General features: G+C 61.3%; 11 protein-coding genes and 1 pseudogene. All 12 read left to right on the forward strand.

The features are described 5' to 3' along the window. The first annotated feature begins 40 nt into the window (after positions 1-40). A complete protein-coding gene (locus tag LRS11_RS16085; protein WP_260493914.1) occupies positions 41-4,273 on the forward strand; it encodes an RHS repeat-associated core domain-containing protein in 4,233 nt (1,410 codons plus the stop codon). Between the two features lie 13 nt (positions 4,274-4,286). Further along, positions 4,287-4,754, forward strand: a complete 468-nt coding sequence (locus LRS11_RS16090) for a hypothetical protein (RefSeq protein ID WP_260493915.1) — start codon at positions 4,287-4,289, stop codon at positions 4,752-4,754. 211 nt (positions 4,755-4,965) lie between these two features. Further along, positions 4,966-10,602, forward strand: coding sequence for a hypothetical protein (locus tag LRS11_RS16095; RefSeq protein ID WP_260493916.1), 5,637 nt, complete (start codon positions 4,966-4,968; stop codon positions 10,600-10,602). Positions 10,603-10,855: 253 nt separating this feature from the next. Beyond that, positions 10,856-12,376, forward strand: a complete 1,521-nt coding sequence (gene gspE, locus LRS11_RS16100) for a type II secretion system ATPase GspE (RefSeq protein WP_260493917.1) — start codon at positions 10,856-10,858, stop codon at positions 12,374-12,376. Positions 12,377-12,392: 16 nt separating this feature from the next. After that, a complete protein-coding gene (gene xcpS, locus LRS11_RS16105; protein WP_260493918.1) occupies positions 12,393-13,607 on the forward strand; it encodes a GspF family T2SS innner membrane protein variant XcpS in 1,215 nt (404 codons plus the stop codon). Between the two features lie 149 nt (positions 13,608-13,756). After that, positions 13,757-14,179, forward strand: a pseudogene (gene gspG / locus LRS11_RS16110) (type II secretion system major pseudopilin GspG); the annotation flags it as partial. 6 nt (positions 14,180-14,185) lie between these two features. Further along, a complete protein-coding gene (gspH, locus tag LRS11_RS16115) occupies positions 14,186-14,731 on the forward strand; it encodes a type II secretion system minor pseudopilin GspH (protein WP_260493920.1) in 546 nt (181 codons plus the stop codon). A 5-nt stretch (positions 14,732-14,736) separates the two neighbouring features. Then, positions 14,737-15,126 carry a type II secretion system minor pseudopilin GspI gene (gene gspI / locus LRS11_RS16120; RefSeq protein ID WP_260493921.1) on the forward strand — a complete coding sequence of 130 codons (390 nt, stop codon included), beginning with the start codon at positions 14,737-14,739 and terminating at the stop codon, positions 15,124-15,126. Beyond that, entirely contained in the window at positions 15,123-15,821 is a 699-nt protein-coding gene (gene gspJ / locus LRS11_RS16125) for a type II secretion system minor pseudopilin GspJ (protein WP_260493922.1), read from the forward strand. The genes gspI and gspJ overlap by 4 nt, the downstream gene beginning before the upstream one ends. Further along, positions 15,818-16,798, forward strand: a complete 981-nt coding sequence (gene gspK, locus LRS11_RS16130) for a type II secretion system minor pseudopilin GspK (RefSeq protein WP_260493923.1) — start codon at positions 15,818-15,820, stop codon at positions 16,796-16,798. Before gspJ ends, gspK begins: the two co-directional genes overlap by 4 nt. Then, on the forward strand, positions 16,798-17,904 hold the full coding sequence (gene gspL, locus LRS11_RS16135; protein ID WP_260496937.1) for a type II secretion system protein GspL: 1,107 nt from the start codon (positions 16,798-16,800) through the stop codon (positions 17,902-17,904). The genes gspK and gspL overlap by 1 nt, the downstream gene beginning before the upstream one ends. After that, positions 17,901-18,428: a type II secretion system protein M gene (locus tag LRS11_RS16140; RefSeq protein ID WP_260493924.1), complete on the forward strand. Its 528-nt coding sequence runs from the start codon at positions 17,901-17,903 to the stop codon at positions 18,426-18,428. The genes gspL and LRS11_RS16140 overlap by 4 nt, the downstream gene beginning before the upstream one ends. The last annotated feature ends 60 nt before the right edge of the window (positions 18,429-18,488 follow it).

Genomic DNA, 18,488 nt, shown 5'->3' on the forward strand with positions numbered 1-18,488 from the left:
TGCCTGCCCCATCGGGGTAGGCACTAAGGGAGTGCGTGCTGTGGTTAAGGGTATTTTCGGCCGTTTGGGCCTGTGGTTGTGTGGGGGCGTACTGGCAATGGGGGCTGGCTTGGCACAGGCCAAGCCGGGTATCGACCATCGTTTCGCCACCCCGCACTACGCCGAAGGCCGTCTGCAGCTGGATGTGCTCGACCTGCAGGTGCAGGCCCTGGGCGCGCCGGTGCGCATCCTGCGTAGCTGGAAGGGCGGCAAGTGGGTGTGGAACGAGCGCTGGGCCGACCTGGAAGTGCTCGGCGCCGCCGATGCGTCCGCGCCGCAGGGCGCCGCCGACCCGGCCAACGCCGACAAGCCCTACGCCATCGTTCGCGCCGGGCAGAGCTACCTGCGCGCGAGCAGCACCGCGCAAGGCCAGGACATCGCGTTCAACAACCTGCCGCAACGTACCCTGATCGCCCTGCAGCGCGGCCTGGCGGGCTACCGCTGGCAAGACACCCAAGGCAACCGCAACGAATACGACGCTCAGGGCCGCATCACTGGCTACACCGACCACAACGGCATTCGGACCAGCCTGGTGCGCGACAGCGAAGGGCGCATCGCCGAGATCAAGGATCACCACGGCGAGAGCCTGATCACCCTGACCTACAGCGCCGGCAACCTGACCAGCGTCAAGGACTACAGCGGCCGCGAAGTCAAATACGAATACAGCAACAACCGACTCAGCGCCGTGACCGACGTGCTCGGCAAACGCTGGCAGTACCACTACGACGCCAACGGCCTCTCTGGCTACACCGACCCGCTGCAACAGCGCACCGGCTTCGTCCTCGGCAAGGACGACCGCGTGCAGGAACGCCGCCTGCCGGATGGTCGCTTCACCCAGTACAGCTACAGCTACGACGAAGCCCAGGAACAGTACTACGTGCGCAGCGTTGACCAGGCGGGCCTGGTCAAAGAACAGTGGTACGACCGTCTGGGTCAACTGGTGCGTGAGCAACTGGACGGCGAGACCCAGTTCAGCCGCAGCTACCTGCTCTCGGACCGCTCCAGCGACATGAGCAAAGTGGCCGAGGCCTACCGCATCAGCGGCAAAAGCCTGGCCGTGACCAAGGAAATCTCCCAACGCCAGGGCCGTGCGCCATCGCCCTACGTGGCGCAGATGACCGAAGAAGACGCCCACGGCAACCGCACCCTGACCGAGTACAACCGCTACGGCCAGACCATCCGCGTGCAGTACGCCGATGGCAGCGAGATCAGAAAGAGCTACGACCCGGCGACCAACCGCATCGCCGAAGAGATCAGTGAGCGGGGGATCAAGACCCAGTACCGTTACGACGGTAAAGGCAATCTGATCGAGTTGATCGAAGCGGCGGGGCTTCCGGAAGAAACCCGCACCGGCTACCGCTACAACGCCTTGGGCCAACTGGAAGGCGAAGACCGTCCTGGTGACGAGGCGGCGCAGACCCCGGCGGCGAGTTGGAACTACGGCTATGACGGTAAGGGCAACCGCAATCTCACCCGAGACCCGCTGAATTACGAAACCCGCTACACCCATGATGTGTTGGGCAATGTGCTGAGCGTAACCAATGCCTTGGAGAAGACCTGGGCCAGTACCTATGACGCGGTGGGCAACCTGAAGAGCCTGAAGACACCGCTCAATCAGGAGACGTTGTACGGGTATGACGACCTGGGGCAGCGGGTCAGCGTGCGGGCGCCAAATGGGGCGACTCAAGTCATAGAACCGAATGCGACGGGGCTGCCGAAGAGCATTACCGACGCGGCGAATGCGCGGACTCAGTTTGAGTACGATGCGAGTCAGCGGCTGGTGGCAGTGGTGGACCCCTATGGTAATCGGGTCGAAAGGCAGTACGACAGCCGAGGCCGTCTGAAGACGAGTAAGGACCAAGCAGGCAATGCTGCACAGTATCGCTATGAGCAGGATCGGTTGTCTGGTGTCGACTATCCGACTTACCAAGAAAACTACGAATACGATAGCCGTGAGCGACGGCTGAGTGAGGCTCGCCTCTATAGCGAGCGTGGTGAGGTTAAGACTCAGCGAGACCAGTTTCGCTATCTGGCAGATGGTTTGCAGTCAGAGTGGATAGATCCTGCACAAAACGCTACTCGCCCCAGCTACGACAACCTGGGACGGTTAACTAGCAGCACCGATGCCGAAGGTGGTGTGACTCGTTTTACCTACGATGCTCGCGGCAATATGGTCCAAGTTACTGATCCGGCGGGGCGTATAACTCGTTTCCGCTACGATGCCCGCGATGCAGTGGCGAGCGAAATCAAGGCTGGCAATGGTGATACGCCGACGACAGAGCGTCGCTACGTTTATGACAAGGTTGGCAATCTCAAGCAGGCCACCACCCCGGATGGCCGGGTCAGCACCTACCACTACGACGACAGCAATCACCTGTTGCGCATCGATCATTTCGCCACGACTTCGGCGGTAGAGATCGACGAGACGAATGGCACCACCACCTACGGTTACAATGTACTTAATCGACTGGCCAGCTACGAAGATGAAGCCAGCAAGGCCATCTACACACACGATGTGCTAGGTCGGGTGGAAAGCATCACAACCACCTACAAACAGGCCGATCCGGTTTTCAGCAAGACCATCAGCTACATCTACGATTTGAACGGCCGCAAGACCAGCTACACCACGCCGGAACAGCAGAGTTACGGCTACCGCTACACTCCGCATGGCCGCTTGGCCGGAGTCAGCATTCCCGACGAAGGCAGCATCAGCTTCCAGGACTTCAACTGGCTAAGGCCGCAGAGCATCCTGTTTCCTGGTGGTAACCAGTACAGCCTGGGCTACGACGGGCTGCAGCGCTACGAAAGCCGGGTGCTCAAGGATGCCGCCGGCAATCCGATGCTGAGCTGGCAGTATGACTACGATGCTGTGGGCAATATCACCGCCATCGAAGGCCAGGGCGGCAAGACCACCTACGACTACGACAAGCTATACCGCCTGACCGAGGCCAAGTATCCCGAGGGGGATGGCCGCAAAAACGAAGCCTATGTCTACGACGGTGTGGGCAACCGTCTGGACGAGGCCGTCAGTAAAGACGAGCTGGATATCGGCCAGTGGCAGTACAACTCCCATAACCAGCTAGTTAGTCACGATGGCATCGGCTATCGCTACAACCGCGATGGCCACTTGATCGAGCGGGGTGCCCTGCAGGCTGATGGCAGCCTGATCCAGAGCGGCGCCATCGACCATTGGCTGTATCAGTACGACGCCCGCGCGCGGTTGGTGGAGGTGGAGAAGAACGGTCAGGTGCTGGCCCGCTACACCTATAACCCATTGGGGCAACGGATCGGCAAGACCCTGCCGCAACAGGGCACGACCACCTACTACCTGTACAGCGAAGAAGGGCTAGTAGGCGAGTACGACGCTCAGGGCGAATTGCTGCAGGAGTATGCCTACAACCCGACCGCGCCATGGATGAGTCAGCCGCTATTCACGCGTGCCAAGTCGAATGCTCAAGGCTCAGCTCTGCAAGTGCACTACTACGGCACTAGCCATCTGGGTACGCCGGAAGTGGCCTTCCTGAAGAGTGGGGAGGTGACGTGGCGTGCTAAGACTCAGGCCTTTGGCGAAGCGACAGTGACGCTCAATGCCCTCAATAACCCACTGCGTTTCCCAGGGCAGTATTTCGATCAGGAAACCGGGCTGCATTATAATTACTACCGAGACTATGATGCGAGCCTCGGCCGATATATGCAAAGTGATCCAATTGGAATCGCTGGAGGTCTAAATTATTATGCTTATGTCGGAGGTCGCCCGCTACGGTATATTGATCCAAGTGGCACAAATGCGATTGTGGTTGGTGGCTTCATTGCTGCTGTTGTCTATTTAAGTGTTTCTGCAGCAGTAAATAGCGGGAATGTTGCGAATAATGCTGGTGAGTGGGAGGAGGATCAGTGGGGAGAGGGTGACTGGGAAGATGACTGGGAAGATGGCGCAGATGATGATAGTGATTGGTGGGATGATGACTATCATAATGATGAAAATTGGATTTTGGATAAACCTGTCCCCGTGTCGTGTAGTGAGATAAAAGCTGATTTGCAGGTTCTAAGAGATGCATTAGAGCGTCGATTGAGGCAGTTAAGGCCTGATGACGCTAATAATATAGTGGGTAAAGATCATCGCGCTAGAATAAAAAGAGTAAAAGACAGAATAGCTGTTTTGGAAATTGCACTTGAAACATGTCAGGCGGATGTGGCTTCTTGTCCTGTGCCAACTGAGCAGCAGAACTCTTAATTATGGTGGTGAAATGAATACAGTGAGTTTGCATGTTTCTGAGTTGAGGGGCTTTCTTGGGGCTATGCAGGTTCTCTGTGGTGATAGATATAGTTTTGGGGTGGATTGCCTTGATGATGAAGGCGGAGTTGAATCATCGGTTCTGAAGCATTTTTCTATGCTTGGATCAGGATTTCAGTGTAATTCCGTTGATCAAGAATCTTTTGAGGATGTGAAGTCGCTCCTTGATAAATATTTATTCCGCGCTTTACCTGCTCTTGGTCAGGGGTGTAAGAAGAGAATTGCACGGCAGTTGATTGAGTACTATGGGTTGATTGCCACTGCCGAGAATGAGTTTGGAGCTTTTAATCCACTCTCTGTGCAGGGGGCTATATATGTGCCTGATGTAAGCTCTGTTTTCTATGTTGAGTGTTCTTATTATGCGGTGAAAGTGGGGCGCTACATTGTATTGACGGGGCTGGGTGTAAAGCGTGACAGCTAAACTCTGATTTCGGTGAACTTTGTCGATCTTCGACATTTTCTGGTTGTAACCATCTCTGCGGCTTCGAAGTTTTTTCACAAGCATTATGGAGCTCATCTTTGGACGGGTTTCGGTTTTTAGATTGAAGTAATTGTGGGGCTTGCCCCCACTCTAAAAGTGGTTGGCTTTGCATGTGGTGGGTGGTTGCCCGCTCTAGAAATTTGGGGGAATAATGTTCAAGCAATGGATGGCCGGTCTACTGGCCCTATGGAGTGTGGGCGCCTGGGCCGAAGAGGACCTGTGCGCGGTGGTGCTGATCGAGATCGCCCAGGAGTTGACCCTGGAGCGTCAGGCCTTCGAGGCCACGATGCGCATCAACAACGGACTGGATACCATCAGCCTGGACAGCCTGACGGTCAATGTGCTGTTCGAAGACGAGCAGGGCAATGTGGCCAAGGCCAGTTCCGACCCCAATGCTACTGATGCGGCCTTCTTCATTCGCCTGGACGACAGCAATAACGTCAACAGCCTGCAATCCGGCGCAGATGGCGCCATCACCAATGGTGTGGTGCCGGCCAAGGCCAGTGGCGTGCTGCGTTGGCTGATCATCCCCACCGCTGGCGCGGCCGGCGAGAGCCTGTCCGGCAAACGTTACGCCGTAGGCGCCAGCCTCAGCTACAACGCCGGCGGCAAGGTTGAGTCGTTGACGGTGACCCCCGACACCATCACGGTCAAACCCCAGCCGGAGCTGACCCTGGACTACTTCCTGACCAAGGAAGTGATCGCCGACGATGCCTTTACCCCCGCCATCGAAGCGCCGGAGCCCTATACCCTGGGTGTGCGCGTGCGCAACAGCGGTCGCGGTGAAGCCAAGAGCGTGAAGATCGAATCGGCCCAACCGAAGATCATCGGCAATGACCTGGGCCTGGCGATCAACTTCCGCATCACCAACAGCTTCGTCGACGAGGCCCCCGCGGCGCCGACCCTGTTGATCGATTTCGGCAACGTCGCTCCGGGCAAGAACCGCAATGGCCGCTGGCTGATGGAAAGCAGCCTGTCGGGCCAGTTCATCGATTTCAAGGCATCCTTCACCCACCCGGACGAACTGGGCGGCCAGCTGACCTCCCTGCTGGAGGCGGTGAACGCGCATTTCCTCCTGCGCGATGTACTGGTCGACCTGCCGACCCGTGACCGCACCCGCGACTTCCTCGGCTATGTGGGCGATGCGCTGTATGTGTTCGAGTCCGACAGTGTTGGCCAGACGGACAACGCGCCCTGCGTGGACTGCGCCCCGGTGGCTACCCTCAGTGGCTCGCTGAATGGCGGCTCGACCCTGCGTAGCCTGACGGTGAGTGATATCCAGCCGGGCTATGGCTACGTGCGCGTGGCCGACCCCTATGCCGGGCAGAAGGGCCTGCAGCGTGTAGTGCGCAGCAATGGCACGGCGCTGGCGCCGCACAACGCCTGGCTGAGCAAGGAGCGGGCTGAGGACGGCCGCGCCTTCAACTACTACCTGAACGTGTTCGATACCAACCCGGACACCCAATACAGCGTCGAATTTGGTGAGCTGACCCAGGAGCCGAAGGCGCCGGTATTCATGCCCATCACCGACCGCAGCACCTACGAGGGTGGCCAGGTCGGCTTCCTGGTGCGGGCCAGCGACCCCAATGGCAATGTGCCAAAACTGTTTGCCGAGGGCTTGCCCACGGGCGCCACCTTCAAGGATGACGGGGGCGGCAGCGCTACCTTCTCCTGGACGCCGCTACAAGGCCAGGCTGGCCGTTACGTGGTGAATTTCCGTGCTTCCGATGGCTTGCTGGATAGCACCTTGCCAGTCGGCATTCGGGTATTCCGCGAGGGTGACAACGACGGCGACGGCATGGACGACGCCTGGGAGAACGAACAGTTCGGCAACCTCGACCGTGACGGCAGTGGCGACCTCGACAACGACGGCGTCAGCGACCTGGATGAGCATGACCAGGACTCCGATCCCAAGGAGGCTGAGCTGACGCCTTTGCCGCCGCAGCTGGATGTACCGGCGGACAATGCCGAGGTCACCGAGCTGGTCCCGACCCTGCGGGTGCAGAACAGCGCCAATGGACAGGGCAAGAACTTCAAATACTGGTTCGAGCTGTACGAGGACGAAAACCTGGGCAGCCTGGTGGCCAAGTCGGCCGCCATTGAAGAAGGCAGCAGCCACACCGAGTGGGTGGTGAGCGCTGACCAACTGATCGGCAATGCCAGCCTGCACGATAATCGCCGCTACTACTGGCGTGCGCGGGTCAGCCATGCCAGCGGCGACAGCGAATGGCTCAATGGTCGCTTCTTCATCAACCAGGCCAACGACCTGCCCAGCGCCCCCGCGTTGCTCAACCCGACCCCGATGGGGCTGGTGGCGCAGCAGCGGCCGACCTTCCAGTTCAACAACAGCTTCGACCTGGATCAGGATGCGCTGAGCTACCGCGTGCGGGTATTCAGCGAAGCGGATGATGAGTTCACCGAGCCGGTGGTGGAAGTGACCGGTTTGTTGCCTGGCGCCAATGGCGTGACCGAGTGGCAGTCGCCGATCGATCTGCAGGAGAAAAGCTTCTACCTGTGGCTGGTGGAGGCGGTCGACGAGCACGGCGCGGTGACCCAGAGCGAACCGAGCATGTTCGGCGTGAGCCTGAGCAACGAGGCACCGAGTGAGCCGGTGCTGGCCTGGCCGCTGCAAAACCAGCAGATCGACAAGGCCGAAGGCGTGGTGCTGCGCCTGGATGCAGCGAGCGATCCAGAGCGCCAGCCCCTGAACTACCGCATTCAGCTGGACACCAGCGAGCGCTTCGATTCTGGGGCGGTGCTGGATTCCGACTGGTTCGCGGCGGCCCAGGCGGGCGTGCAGTGGAGCGTGCCGCAGGCGCTGAGCGAGAACCAGCAGTACCACTGGCGTGCGCGTGCCAGCGATGGCGAGCAGGAGTCGGCCTGGGTAACCGGTAGCTTCAAGGTCAACCAGTACCAGGAAGCGCCCGCCACACCGACGATCAGCAACCCGGCCAACGGGGCCTGGGTGGAGGTGCGTAACCCGCGCCTGGAGGTGCACCCGGCGGTGGATCCGGATGGCGATGCGCTGTCCTATGAGTTCGCCTTGCACACCCTGGATGATGCCGAGCCACTCGCCACGCAAGTAGTGGCCGAACTAGGCTGGACACCGTCCTTCCCGCTGCAGGACAACAGCGACTACCGCTGGCGCGTGCGCACGCTGGACGCCACCGGGCTGAGTTCGCCGTGGAGCAGCTGGCAGCAGTTCTTCGTCAACGAGAATGGTGTGGACGATGCGCCGGGCCTGAGCTTCGTGCTGCCGGAAGCCGAGCAGACCCTTACCGGTGGGACTGTTTCCATCCAGTGGACGGACCAGGATCCGGACAGTGCCGCGACCATCGACCTGCTCGCCAATGGCCAGGTGATCGCCAGTGGCCTGGTGGAAGACCAGGACGGCGATGCCGACCGGTTCGAGTGGTCGCTGGCCGGTGTGCAGCCGGGCACCTATCGCATCAGCGCGGTGATCCGTGACGCCAGCAACAACGTGACGGTGGAAGCCTGCTGCAGCGTGATTCTGCTGCCGCCGACGCCGCAGGTCCGCGTGACCCCGGTGGGCGGCGTGCAGCTCGACGAGTTTGGCGAGACGGTGGTTGAGGTCGAAGTTGGCCTGGACCGCAGCCCGAAACCGGGCCAGAGCGTGATGCTCAACCTGGCGCTCAGCGATGAAACCGAGGCCCGTCTGCTCAACGAGCAGCCGTACCTGTATTTCACCGCCGAGAACTGGCAGCAACCGCAGCGCATCCGTGTGTTGGGTGTGGACGACTGCAGCATCGATGGCCCGCAGGCCGTGGGCGTGCAGCTGTTGCCGCTGCAGAGCAGTGACAGCGACTTTGCCGGCCTCGATCCGCAGGATGTGCTGCTGACCACGGCAGACAATGAACAGGAAGGGCAGAGCCTGTTCATCTGCCATTACCAGGTGGTTTCCCGCTCTGAGCCGGATGCTGCAGGCCTGGTGGATATCACCCTGCGTCCCGAGTTGCTGAATACCGGCGTGGCGCTGACCTCGGCCGAAGCCGAGCCAACCGTGCAGGGCAGTGACATCACCCTGGCCGGTGCCGCGCAGGTGCGTTTCAGCAAGGTGCTGAGTGGTATGCGCAGTCAGGCCCACGAAACCATTGTGTTGCGTCAGTTGGCCAACGAGCCGGTACTGTTCAGCCGCCTGCACTGGGCCATCGAAGCCGGGGAGCCAGAACCGGTCACCCAGGGTGGCGATGGTGTGGATAATCTGAATGGCACAGCCGCCAACGACACTATCGATGGTAAGGGCGGGGATGATGTGCTCTTTGGTGGTTCGGGTGACGACGTGCTGATTGGCGGTGCTGGTAAGGACACGCTTCTCGGTGACTTCGGCGATGACACATTTATCGTTCTCGGCAATGACATCTCATCGGACACTTTCAATGGCGGCAATGGCTATGACCGTATCTTGGGGGGAGAAGGTGACGATGTGGTTCGGGTCAACGATTACACGCTTGGTAAACGTGTGGAGTTGATCGACGGCGCCGAGGGAAGCAACCGCATCGAAGGTACCGCGGATGCGGATAGCATGGACTTTAGTCTGACCGAGCTGCGCAATATCGACGCTATCGACGGTTTGGCAGGTAATGACTTTATTGTGGGTAGTACTGGGGGGGATGTAATTGTCGGTGGGTTAGGAAACGATGTGATCCGAAGTGGACTCGGAGACGACAGGTACTTGGTGGCCGGTGAGCAAGGCTATGACCGCATCACTGGTGGTGAGGGGGACGATGTACTGCTGGGGTCTGCCGGGGATGATCGCGTTGGCTTCACTTACTATGGCGGTCCCCTCAACTTCGAGGGTATTGCTGGTGCTGATAGCGTGGAGCGTATTGATGGTGGCGATGGCGTGAACATTATCGCCGGTGATGATGCGGACAATACTCTCTACTTCTCGGCAACCATTCTGCAAAACATTACGCGGATCGATGGGCAGGGTGGCAAGGACAAGATACGGGGCAGTGCGGGAAATGACGTCATCGATGGCGGGGCGGGGATCGATACCGTCAACGGCGAGGCCGGGGACGACACATTGCTGTTCTACGGTACGAATGTTGAGCTCGATGCAATGGTGTCGGAGGCAGGGCTGGACCGGCTGATGGGCGATGCGGGTATGGATCGACTGCTAGGCAGTTCCGGCGACGATATCCTGGTGCTTCCGGCCTTCTCGGCGGGCATCAATAGCATCGAGTTGATAGATGGCGATGGTGGCCTCAATCGAATCGTAGGGACTGGAATTGCTAATACCCTGGATTTTTCCTCGACCCGTCTTGTGGGGATTGCTCAGATCGAGGGGTTCGGTGGTGCTGACCGACTCACCGGCAGCGCTGATGCAGATGTATTGGTAGGTGGTAAAGGCTTTGACTACCAGCAAGGCGGCAACGGTGGCGATGTTTACCGTTTTGCCCTGGGGCATGACAAAGACACCCTGGAAGATAACGGCGATGAAGCCGATATTGATCGGCTTGTCATAGAGGCTCCCTGGACTCCGCAGGAAGTTTGGATAGTCAAGAGTGGTTCCGATCTCGGCGTGTACAAGGCACCCCTCAGTGTCTCCGAAAACGTCACCGATCTAGTCACCATCAAAGGGTGGTATAGCACGCCGCGCAATCGCATTGAGCGCATTGAACTCCCTGGTGGTTGGGTGCTGCAGCCTGAGGATGTTGAGCCGCTACGTGAACTGATGTCTGTCACACCGTCTATCGCGGCTAATCGCTCAGCCACCAAACAAGCACTGCTTGATGAGGCATTAGCCAAAGCCTGGAAGAGGTAGGAGCCTTAGTCTTGAAACGGCCCCATCAGGGGCCGTTTTTTCTATGCCTTGTGCTTTTGCAAGTCAGCCCGGCTCAGCGCCACCACTTCGGGACTGCACTGAGACTGGCAGGATGCTTGTTTATGGTTGTGTCCGGCCAAGCGAATTCAATGTTCTAATTGCGCCCGTCTCTTCAGCTGTGTGGGGCGTAGGCCCGAGTACACAGAAGTCTCTTGGTGCTAGAGCGCCAGCTTTGAACGCAATGGATTCTGCGATGCCTCCAGTCAGTCCCCTTAACCCTACTCATGAGTCAGCTGATGAAAGGGTAGTCTCGCGCCCGCTGCCCTTCGCCTTTGCCAAACGCCACGGCGTGCTGCTGCGCGAAGACGCCGGCCAGGTCAGCCTGTGGCTGCGCGAAGGCGCGACCCTGGCCGCCCTGCAGGAAGCCCAGCGCTTTGCCCGCCAGGTGCTGCCGCTGCACTGGCTGAGCCCCGCCGAATTCGAACAGGCCCTGACCACCGCCTACCAGCGCGACTCCTCGGAAGTGCGCCTGATGGCCGAAGGCTTGGGTGCCGAATTGGACCTGGCCAGTCTGGCGGAAATGACCCCGGAATCCGGCGACCTGCTGGAGCAGGAAGACGACGCGCCGATCATCCGCCTGATCAACGCCATCCTCGGTGAGGCGATCAAGGCCGGCGCCTCCGACATCCACCTGGAAACCTTCGAAAAACGCCTGGTCGTACGCTTTCGCGTCGACGGCATCCTCCGCGAAGTGATCGAGCCACGCCGCGAGCTGGCGGCATTGCTGGTCTCGCGGGTCAAGGTCATGGCGCGGCTGGATATCGCCGAGAAGCGCGTGCCGCAGGACGGGCGTATCTCGCTCAAGGTCGGCGGCCGTGAAGTCGACATCCGCGTCTCCACCTTGCCCTCGGCCAACGGCGAGCGGGTGGTACTGCGCCTGCTCGACAAGCAGGCCGGGCGCCTGTCGCTCACCCACCTGGGCATGAGTGAGCGCGACCGCCGCTTGCTCGACGAAAACCTGCGCAAGCCCCACGGCATCCTGCTGGTCACCGGCCCCACCGGCTCGGGCAAGACCACCACGCTGTACGCCGGCCTGGTCACCCTGAATGACCGCACGCGCAACATCCTCACCGTCGAAGACCCGATCGAGTACTACCTCGAAGGCATCGGCCAGACCCAGGTCAACCCGCGCGTCGACATGACCTTCGCCCGCGGCCTGCGCGCCATCCTCCGGCAGGACCCGGACGTGGTGATGGTCGGCGAAATCCGCGACCAGGAAACCGCCGACATTGCCGTGCAGGCCTCGCTCACCGGTCACCTGGTGCTGTCCACCTTGCACACCAACAGCGCGGTCGGCGCCGTCACCCGCCTGGTCGACATGGGCGTCGAGCCGTTCCTGCTGTCTTCCTCCTTGCTTGGCGTGCTGGCCCAGCGCCTGGTGCGCGTGCTCTGCCCGCACTGCCGCGAGGCGCGCCCGGCCGATGCGGCCGAATGCACGCTGCTCGGCCTCGACCCGCAGGCCGCGCCGATCATCTACCACGCCCAGGGCTGCAGCGAATGCCACCAGCAGGGCTACCGCGGGCGTACCGGCATCTATGAACTGGTGATTTTCGACGAGCAACTGCGCACCCTGGTGCACAACGGCGCCGGCGAACAGGAACTGACCCGCCACGCGCGCAACCTCGGCCCCGGCATCCGCGAAGATGGCCGGCGCAAGGTGCTGGAAGGGGTGACCACCCTGGAAGAAGTGCTGCGCGTCACGCGAGAAGACTGATGGCTAGGAAAGACTGATGGCCGCCTTCGAATACATCGCCCTCGACGCCAAGGGCCGCCAGCAGAAAGGCGTCCTGGAGGCCGACAGCGCCCGCCAGGTGCGCCAGCTGCTGCGCGAGAAGCAACTGGCACCGCTGCAGGTAGAAGCCATGCGCAGCCGCGAGGCGCCGCAGGGCAGTGGCTTCAGCCTGCGTCGTGGCCTGGCCGCGCGCGACCTGGCCCTGGTTACCCGCCAGCTGGCGACCCTGATCAGCGCCGCGCTGCCAATCGAGGAAGCCTTGCGCGCCGCCGCCGCGCAATCGCGCCAGCCGCGCATCCAGTCGATGCTGCTGGCCGTGCGCGCCCGCGTGCTCGAGGGTCACGGCCTGGCCGCCAGCCTGGCAGCGTTTCCGGCGGCGTTTCCGGAGCTGTACCGCGCCACCGTAGCGGCCGGCGAGCATGCCGGGCACTTGGGCCCGGTGCTGGAGCAGCTAGCCGACTACACCGAGCAACGCCAGCAGTCGCGGCAGAAGGTGCAACTGGCGCTGCTCTACCCACTGATTTTGATGATCACCTCGCTGATCATCGTCGGCTTCCTGCTCGGCTATGTGGTGCCGGACGTGGTGCGGGTGTTCATCGACTCCGGGCAGACCCTGCCGGCGCTGACCCGTGGCTTGATCCTGGTCAGCGAGCTGGTCAAGGGCTGGGGCTGGCTGGCGCTGATCCTCATCGTGCTCGGCGTGCTGGGCTTTCGCCGGGCGGTGCGCGAGGAGGGCATGCGCCAGCGCTGGCACGGCTTCGTCCTGCGTGTGCCGCTGGTGGGCGGGCTGATTCGCGCCACCGAGACCGCGCGCTTCGCCTCGACCCTGGCGATCCTGGTGCGCAGCGGTGTGCCGCTGGTCGAGGCGCTGGCGATCGGCACCGAAGTAGTGGTCAACCGGGTGATCCGGGGCGACGTGATCCAGGCCACCCAGCGCGTGCGCGAGGGTGGCAGCCTGTCGCGGGCGCTGGAGGCCAGCCGGCAGTTCCCGCCGATGATGTTGCACATGATTGCCAGCGGCGAACGCTCCGGCGAGCTGGACCAGATGCTGGCGCGCACCGCGCGCAATCAGGAAAACGACCTGGCGGCCACCATCGGCCTGCTGGTCGGGCTGTTCGAGCCGTTCATGCTGGTCTTCATGGGGGCGGTGGTGCTGGTGATCGTGCTGGCCATCCTCCTGCCGATTCTGTCTTTGAACCAACTGGTGGGTTGAAAACGATGAACAAATACCGACTGTGCGAAAACGTAGCGAGCGCCGGCGAGGCTAGGCGAAACCTGGCGAAGAAGCGGAGTTTACAGGTCGTAAATGAGCATTCTGAGCCGGGTTTCAACGACGCATCGCCAAGCGCAGTAGTTGTCGCGCGGTCGGGGCAACAAGGCTTCACGCTGATTGAGATCATGGTGGTGGTGGTGATCCTCGGCATCCTCGCCGCACTGGTAGTGCCGCAGGTGATGGGCCGGCCGGACCAGGCCAAGGTCACAGTCGCGCAGAACGATATCCGCGCCATCGGCGCCGCGCTGGACATGTACAAGCTGGACAACCAGAACTACCCGAGCACCCAGCAGGGCCTCGAGGCGCTGGTGAAGAAGCCCACCGGCAACCCGCCGGCGAAGAACTGGAACGCCGAGGGCTACCTGAAGAAGCTGCCGGTCGACCCGTGGGGCAACACCTACCTGTACCTGGCGCCGGGCACCCACGGCAAGATCGACCTCTACTCCCTGGGCGCCGACGGCCAGGAAGGTGGCGAGGGCGGCGACGCCGATATCGGCAACTGGGATCTCTGATTCTCGATGAGAGCCGCGCGCGGTTTCACCCTGATCGAGCTGCTTGTGGTGCTGGTGATACTCGGTACGCTGGTCAGCCTTGCCGTGCTATCCAGTGGAAACGGCAGCAACAGCCGCGAGTTGCGCGATGAGGCCGAGCGGCTGGCCGCCTTGATCGGCGTGCTGACCGAAGAGGCGGTGCTTGAAGGGCAGGAGTACGGGCTGCTGGTGAGCTCCGAAGGGTACCGGGTATTGCTGTATGACGCTGTCGCCGGGAGCTGGAATGCCGTGGAGGCCCAGCCAGAAAGGCGTACGCCGGTGTGGGCGCGCCTGTTGCTCGAGCTGGATGGCGAAGCCTTGCAGCTGCCTGAGCCGAAGCCACAGGGTGAGTCGATGGCTACGCAGGAACAGGCGAAAAAACAGGGGCGGTTGATGCCCCAGGTACTGATCCTTTCCAGCGGCGAGCTGTCCCCATTCCGTTTACGCCTTGAAGAGCGCCGCGCCGGCGGGCGCGCCTATCTGCTGGCCAGTGATGGCTACCAATTGCCCAGCGCCGAGTTGGCAAAGGATTGAGCCGCATGAAGCGCATGCATGGGTTTACCTTGCTCGAAGTGCTGGTGGCGCTGGCGATCTTTGCCACGGTCGCCGCGTCGGTGCTGAGCGCCAGCCAGCGCAGCCTGGCGATCGCCGAACAGCTGGAGCTGAAGGCCATGGCGGGCTGGATCGCCGATAACCGGGTTACTGAACTGCAGCTGCAGACGCCAACTCCGGGCGAGGGACGCGAGGACAAGGTGCTGGAGTTCGGTGGGCGTGACTGGGAAATCCACAGCGAAATCGACAGCACCAGCGACAAGGACCTGCGCCGGGTAACCGTCTGGGTGGCGCCGAAACTGCTGCGCGGTGGTGGTGTACCGGTCAAGGAACGTGCGGTGAAAATGCTTACCGGCTTTCTCGCGGTGCGTGGATGAAGCGCTCGGCACGAGGCTTCACCTTGCTTGAGGTGATGATTGCCATCGGCATCTTCGCCCTGCTCGGGCTGGGTACCTACCGGATGCTGGACACCGTGATGAAGACCGATGAGGTCACGCGTGGTCACGAAAAGGCCCTGCGCGAACTGACCCGTGCCTTTGCCTCGCTGGATCGCGACCTGGCCCAGACCCTGCCGCGCAGCGTACGTGACGCTTACGGAGACGAGCGGGCAGCTTTGCTGTCCGTCGATGGTACTGCGGCGCTTGAATTCACCCGCTCCGGTTGGCGTAATCCCCTGGGTATGAGCCGATCCCAGTTGCAGCGGGTGCGCTGGCGCCTGGCGGACGAAAAGCTGGAGCGGGTTTACTGGACGGTGCTAGATCAGGCGGTCGACAGTCAGCCCAGGGTGCAGAAGGTGCTGGAGGGCGTTATGGCCCTGGAGCTGCGCTATCTGGACGATAAAGGGCAATGGCAAGAGCAGTGGCCTCCCGCGCAGAGCGAATTGAGCCAGGAAGAGGCGCTGCTACGCATGCCGCTGGCCGTGGAGCTGAAGATCGAGCACCGCAGTTATGGCGAGCTGCTGCGCCTGTATCGTTTGCCCGAGCCGGGCATGGACGAGGCTGACACGCCGCAGAGTGCTCCGCCGCCAACACTGGAGCCGCCGCCGACAGCCGAGCCGAAGGTGCCTGCATGAGTAGCCAGCGTGGCGTGGCGCTGGTGACCGTACTGCTGGTGGTCTCGCTGGTCACGGTGGTGTGCGCCGGTCTGATCGCTCGCCAGCAGTTTTCTATCCGCAGCAGTGCCAATCAGCTGGCGACTCAGCAGGCCTGGCATTACGCCTTGGGTGGTGAGGCGCTGGGGCAGGCGGTGCTTCTGCGTGACTTAAAGGCTCCGGGTAGCGATCCACGGGAACCCATCGATCATCCGCTGGAAAGCTGGGCCACGCCGTTGCCGGCGTTTCCCATCGAGCAGGGTGAGCTTGCCGTACGCATCGAGGATCTGGCCGGGCGTTTCAACCTCAATAGCCTGGTGCAGGACGGCAAGGTCAATCAACTCGCGGTCGAGCGTTTCAGTCGCTTGCTGCTGCGCCTGCAGATCGAGAGTCCTTATGCCGAGCGTTTGGTCGACTGGCTGGATCAGGATCAGGAGCCGACGGGTGAATATGGTGCGGAAGACAATCAGTATCTGCTGGCCCAGCCGTCGTACCGCACCGCCGGGCACGAAATGCAGGATGCCAGCGAGCTGCGCTTGCTGCTGGGCATGAGCGAGGATGACTATCGCCTGTTGCTCCCTTACATTGTCGCGCTGCCGGCCAAGGTGCCGCTGAACGTCAACACGGCCAGCGCTCTGGTGCTTTCGAGTCTGTCCGACGTGCTCGATACGGGGGCGGCGCAAGCGTTGATAGAGGCTCGTGGCCGTGATGGATATCCCAACGTCCGCGCATTCCTCGATCAGTCGGCTATGGCGGGCACGGGTGTCAAGGAGGTTGGTCTGGCGGTTGGCAGTATGTATTTCCAGGTGCGCAGCGAAGTTTGGCTGGCTGAGCGCCGACAGGCCCTGCTGAGTACCCTGCAGCGTGACAGCAGGGGCGTGGTGCGGGTTCTGCGCCGTGATTTAGGGCAGCCGGGCTCTCTGGGGCCGGTGACTTCAACGAAACAGGATGAACCATGATGGACTGCCTTTTTCTGCCCGCCGGCAGCGTTAATGCGCTGGACGCCGAGTGCCAGGTGCATTGGCAGCCGGCTGTGGGCGAATGCCTGCAACTGAGCCTGGCCGAATGCGCCGAGCGCGTTGCGGGGCAGCCAGTGGCACTGGTGCTGCCGATCGAGGTGGTGAGCTCCTTTCTGGTGAATTTGCCGACGAGCAAGGCGCGCTGGGTGCGCCAGGCACTGCCGTTTGCGGTTGAGGAAATGCTGGCAGAGGACGTTGATCTGTTCCATTTGGCTCTAGGTGAGCAACTTGAGGACGAACGCCATCGGGTTCTGGCTGTGCGGCGTGATCTGTTGGGGCAGTGGTTGGGGCAGATGAAGGCCCTAGCGGTGAATGTCGCAGCTATTTATGTCGATGCGGATCTGCTGCCGCGCGAAGGCACCCAGGTGCTGTTGCTCGGCGAGCGGGGATTATTGGGCGGCGAATGCGAGTCGCGCCTGGGCTTCGCGCGGGATCACTGGCCGCAACTGCAGGGGCTTTGTGACGCACCGGTACTTCTGGATAACCTGCCGATGCCCTATCGCCTGCTGGCCGAGGGACGGACCAAGGCCACGAATATGGCCCAGGCGGAGTTTGCCCGGCGCAGCGATAACCAGGCATGGCAGGTCTGGCGACCAGTGACCGCTCTGCTGGGGCTGTGGTTGCTACTGCATATGGGCTTCAGTCTGTTCCAGGCCCTGCACCTGGAACGTCAGGGGGAGCGTTACGCCGAGTCCAGTGTGGCCTTGTACAAAGAGTTGTTTCCCGAGGATCGACGCATCGTCAACCTCAAGGCGCAGTTTGCCGAGCACCTCAAGGCAGGTGCGCAATCCGGTAGTGGCTTTATCAGCTTGATGGATAAGGCCGCAGCGTCTCTTGCCCAGAGCAAATCTTCAATTTCTGTAGCCCAGGCGGACTACAGCCAGAGTAGTGGTGATCTCGCCTTGCAGGTTCAGGCTAAAGATTTCTCCGAGGTGGAGCAGCTACGCCAACGTCTCATTGCGGTCGGACTGACTGTGCAGATGGGCTCGGCCAGCCGTGAAGAGCAGGGCGTTACTGCGCGAGTGGTTTTGGGTGGTGGACTATGAGCAAGCTAGAACACTGGAAGAGCCAGCTAAACGAGCGAGTCACTCAATCACCGATCCGACACCGCTGGTTGCTACTTCCGGCCAGAGATCGCCTGGCATTACTCGTGCTGGGTGCCTTCCTCGCTGCGGCATTGCTCTATGCGTTGGTCTGGTTGCCGATTGCTGGCAAGTTGGCCCGCGCAGATATCTATTATCAGCAGCAGCGTCAGCTTTACGCTTACTTGTTGGAAAACTCGGAGCAGGCTCGCCAGTCCCTGAAGACCGCGAAGTCTCAGTTGGCGCCGGAACAGTTGCAAGGGTTGGTGACCAGCACGGCCCAGCAGCATGGCCTGGTGCTGGAACGGTTTGACAGCGAGGGTAGCGGCGGACTGCTGATCACGCTCACGCAGGCTCCTTTCGAGCCCATGTTGCGCTGGGTGACGGAGCTGGAAGCCAAGGGCGTAGCCCTAACCGAGGTGAGCCTGGAGAAGGTCGCTACTGGCAAGGTCGACGCCAGGCTAACTCTGGCTTTGGTGGGGGAATAGTGTCGTGGCCCCCCCTGTTCACTGTTGCCAGGCGCGGGCCGAGAAGCTGAAGCAGGCGCT

It is taken from the genome of Pseudomonas sp. J452, from assembly GCF_024666525.1.
GTDB lineage: Bacteria > Pseudomonadota > Gammaproteobacteria > Pseudomonadales > Pseudomonadaceae > Aquipseudomonas.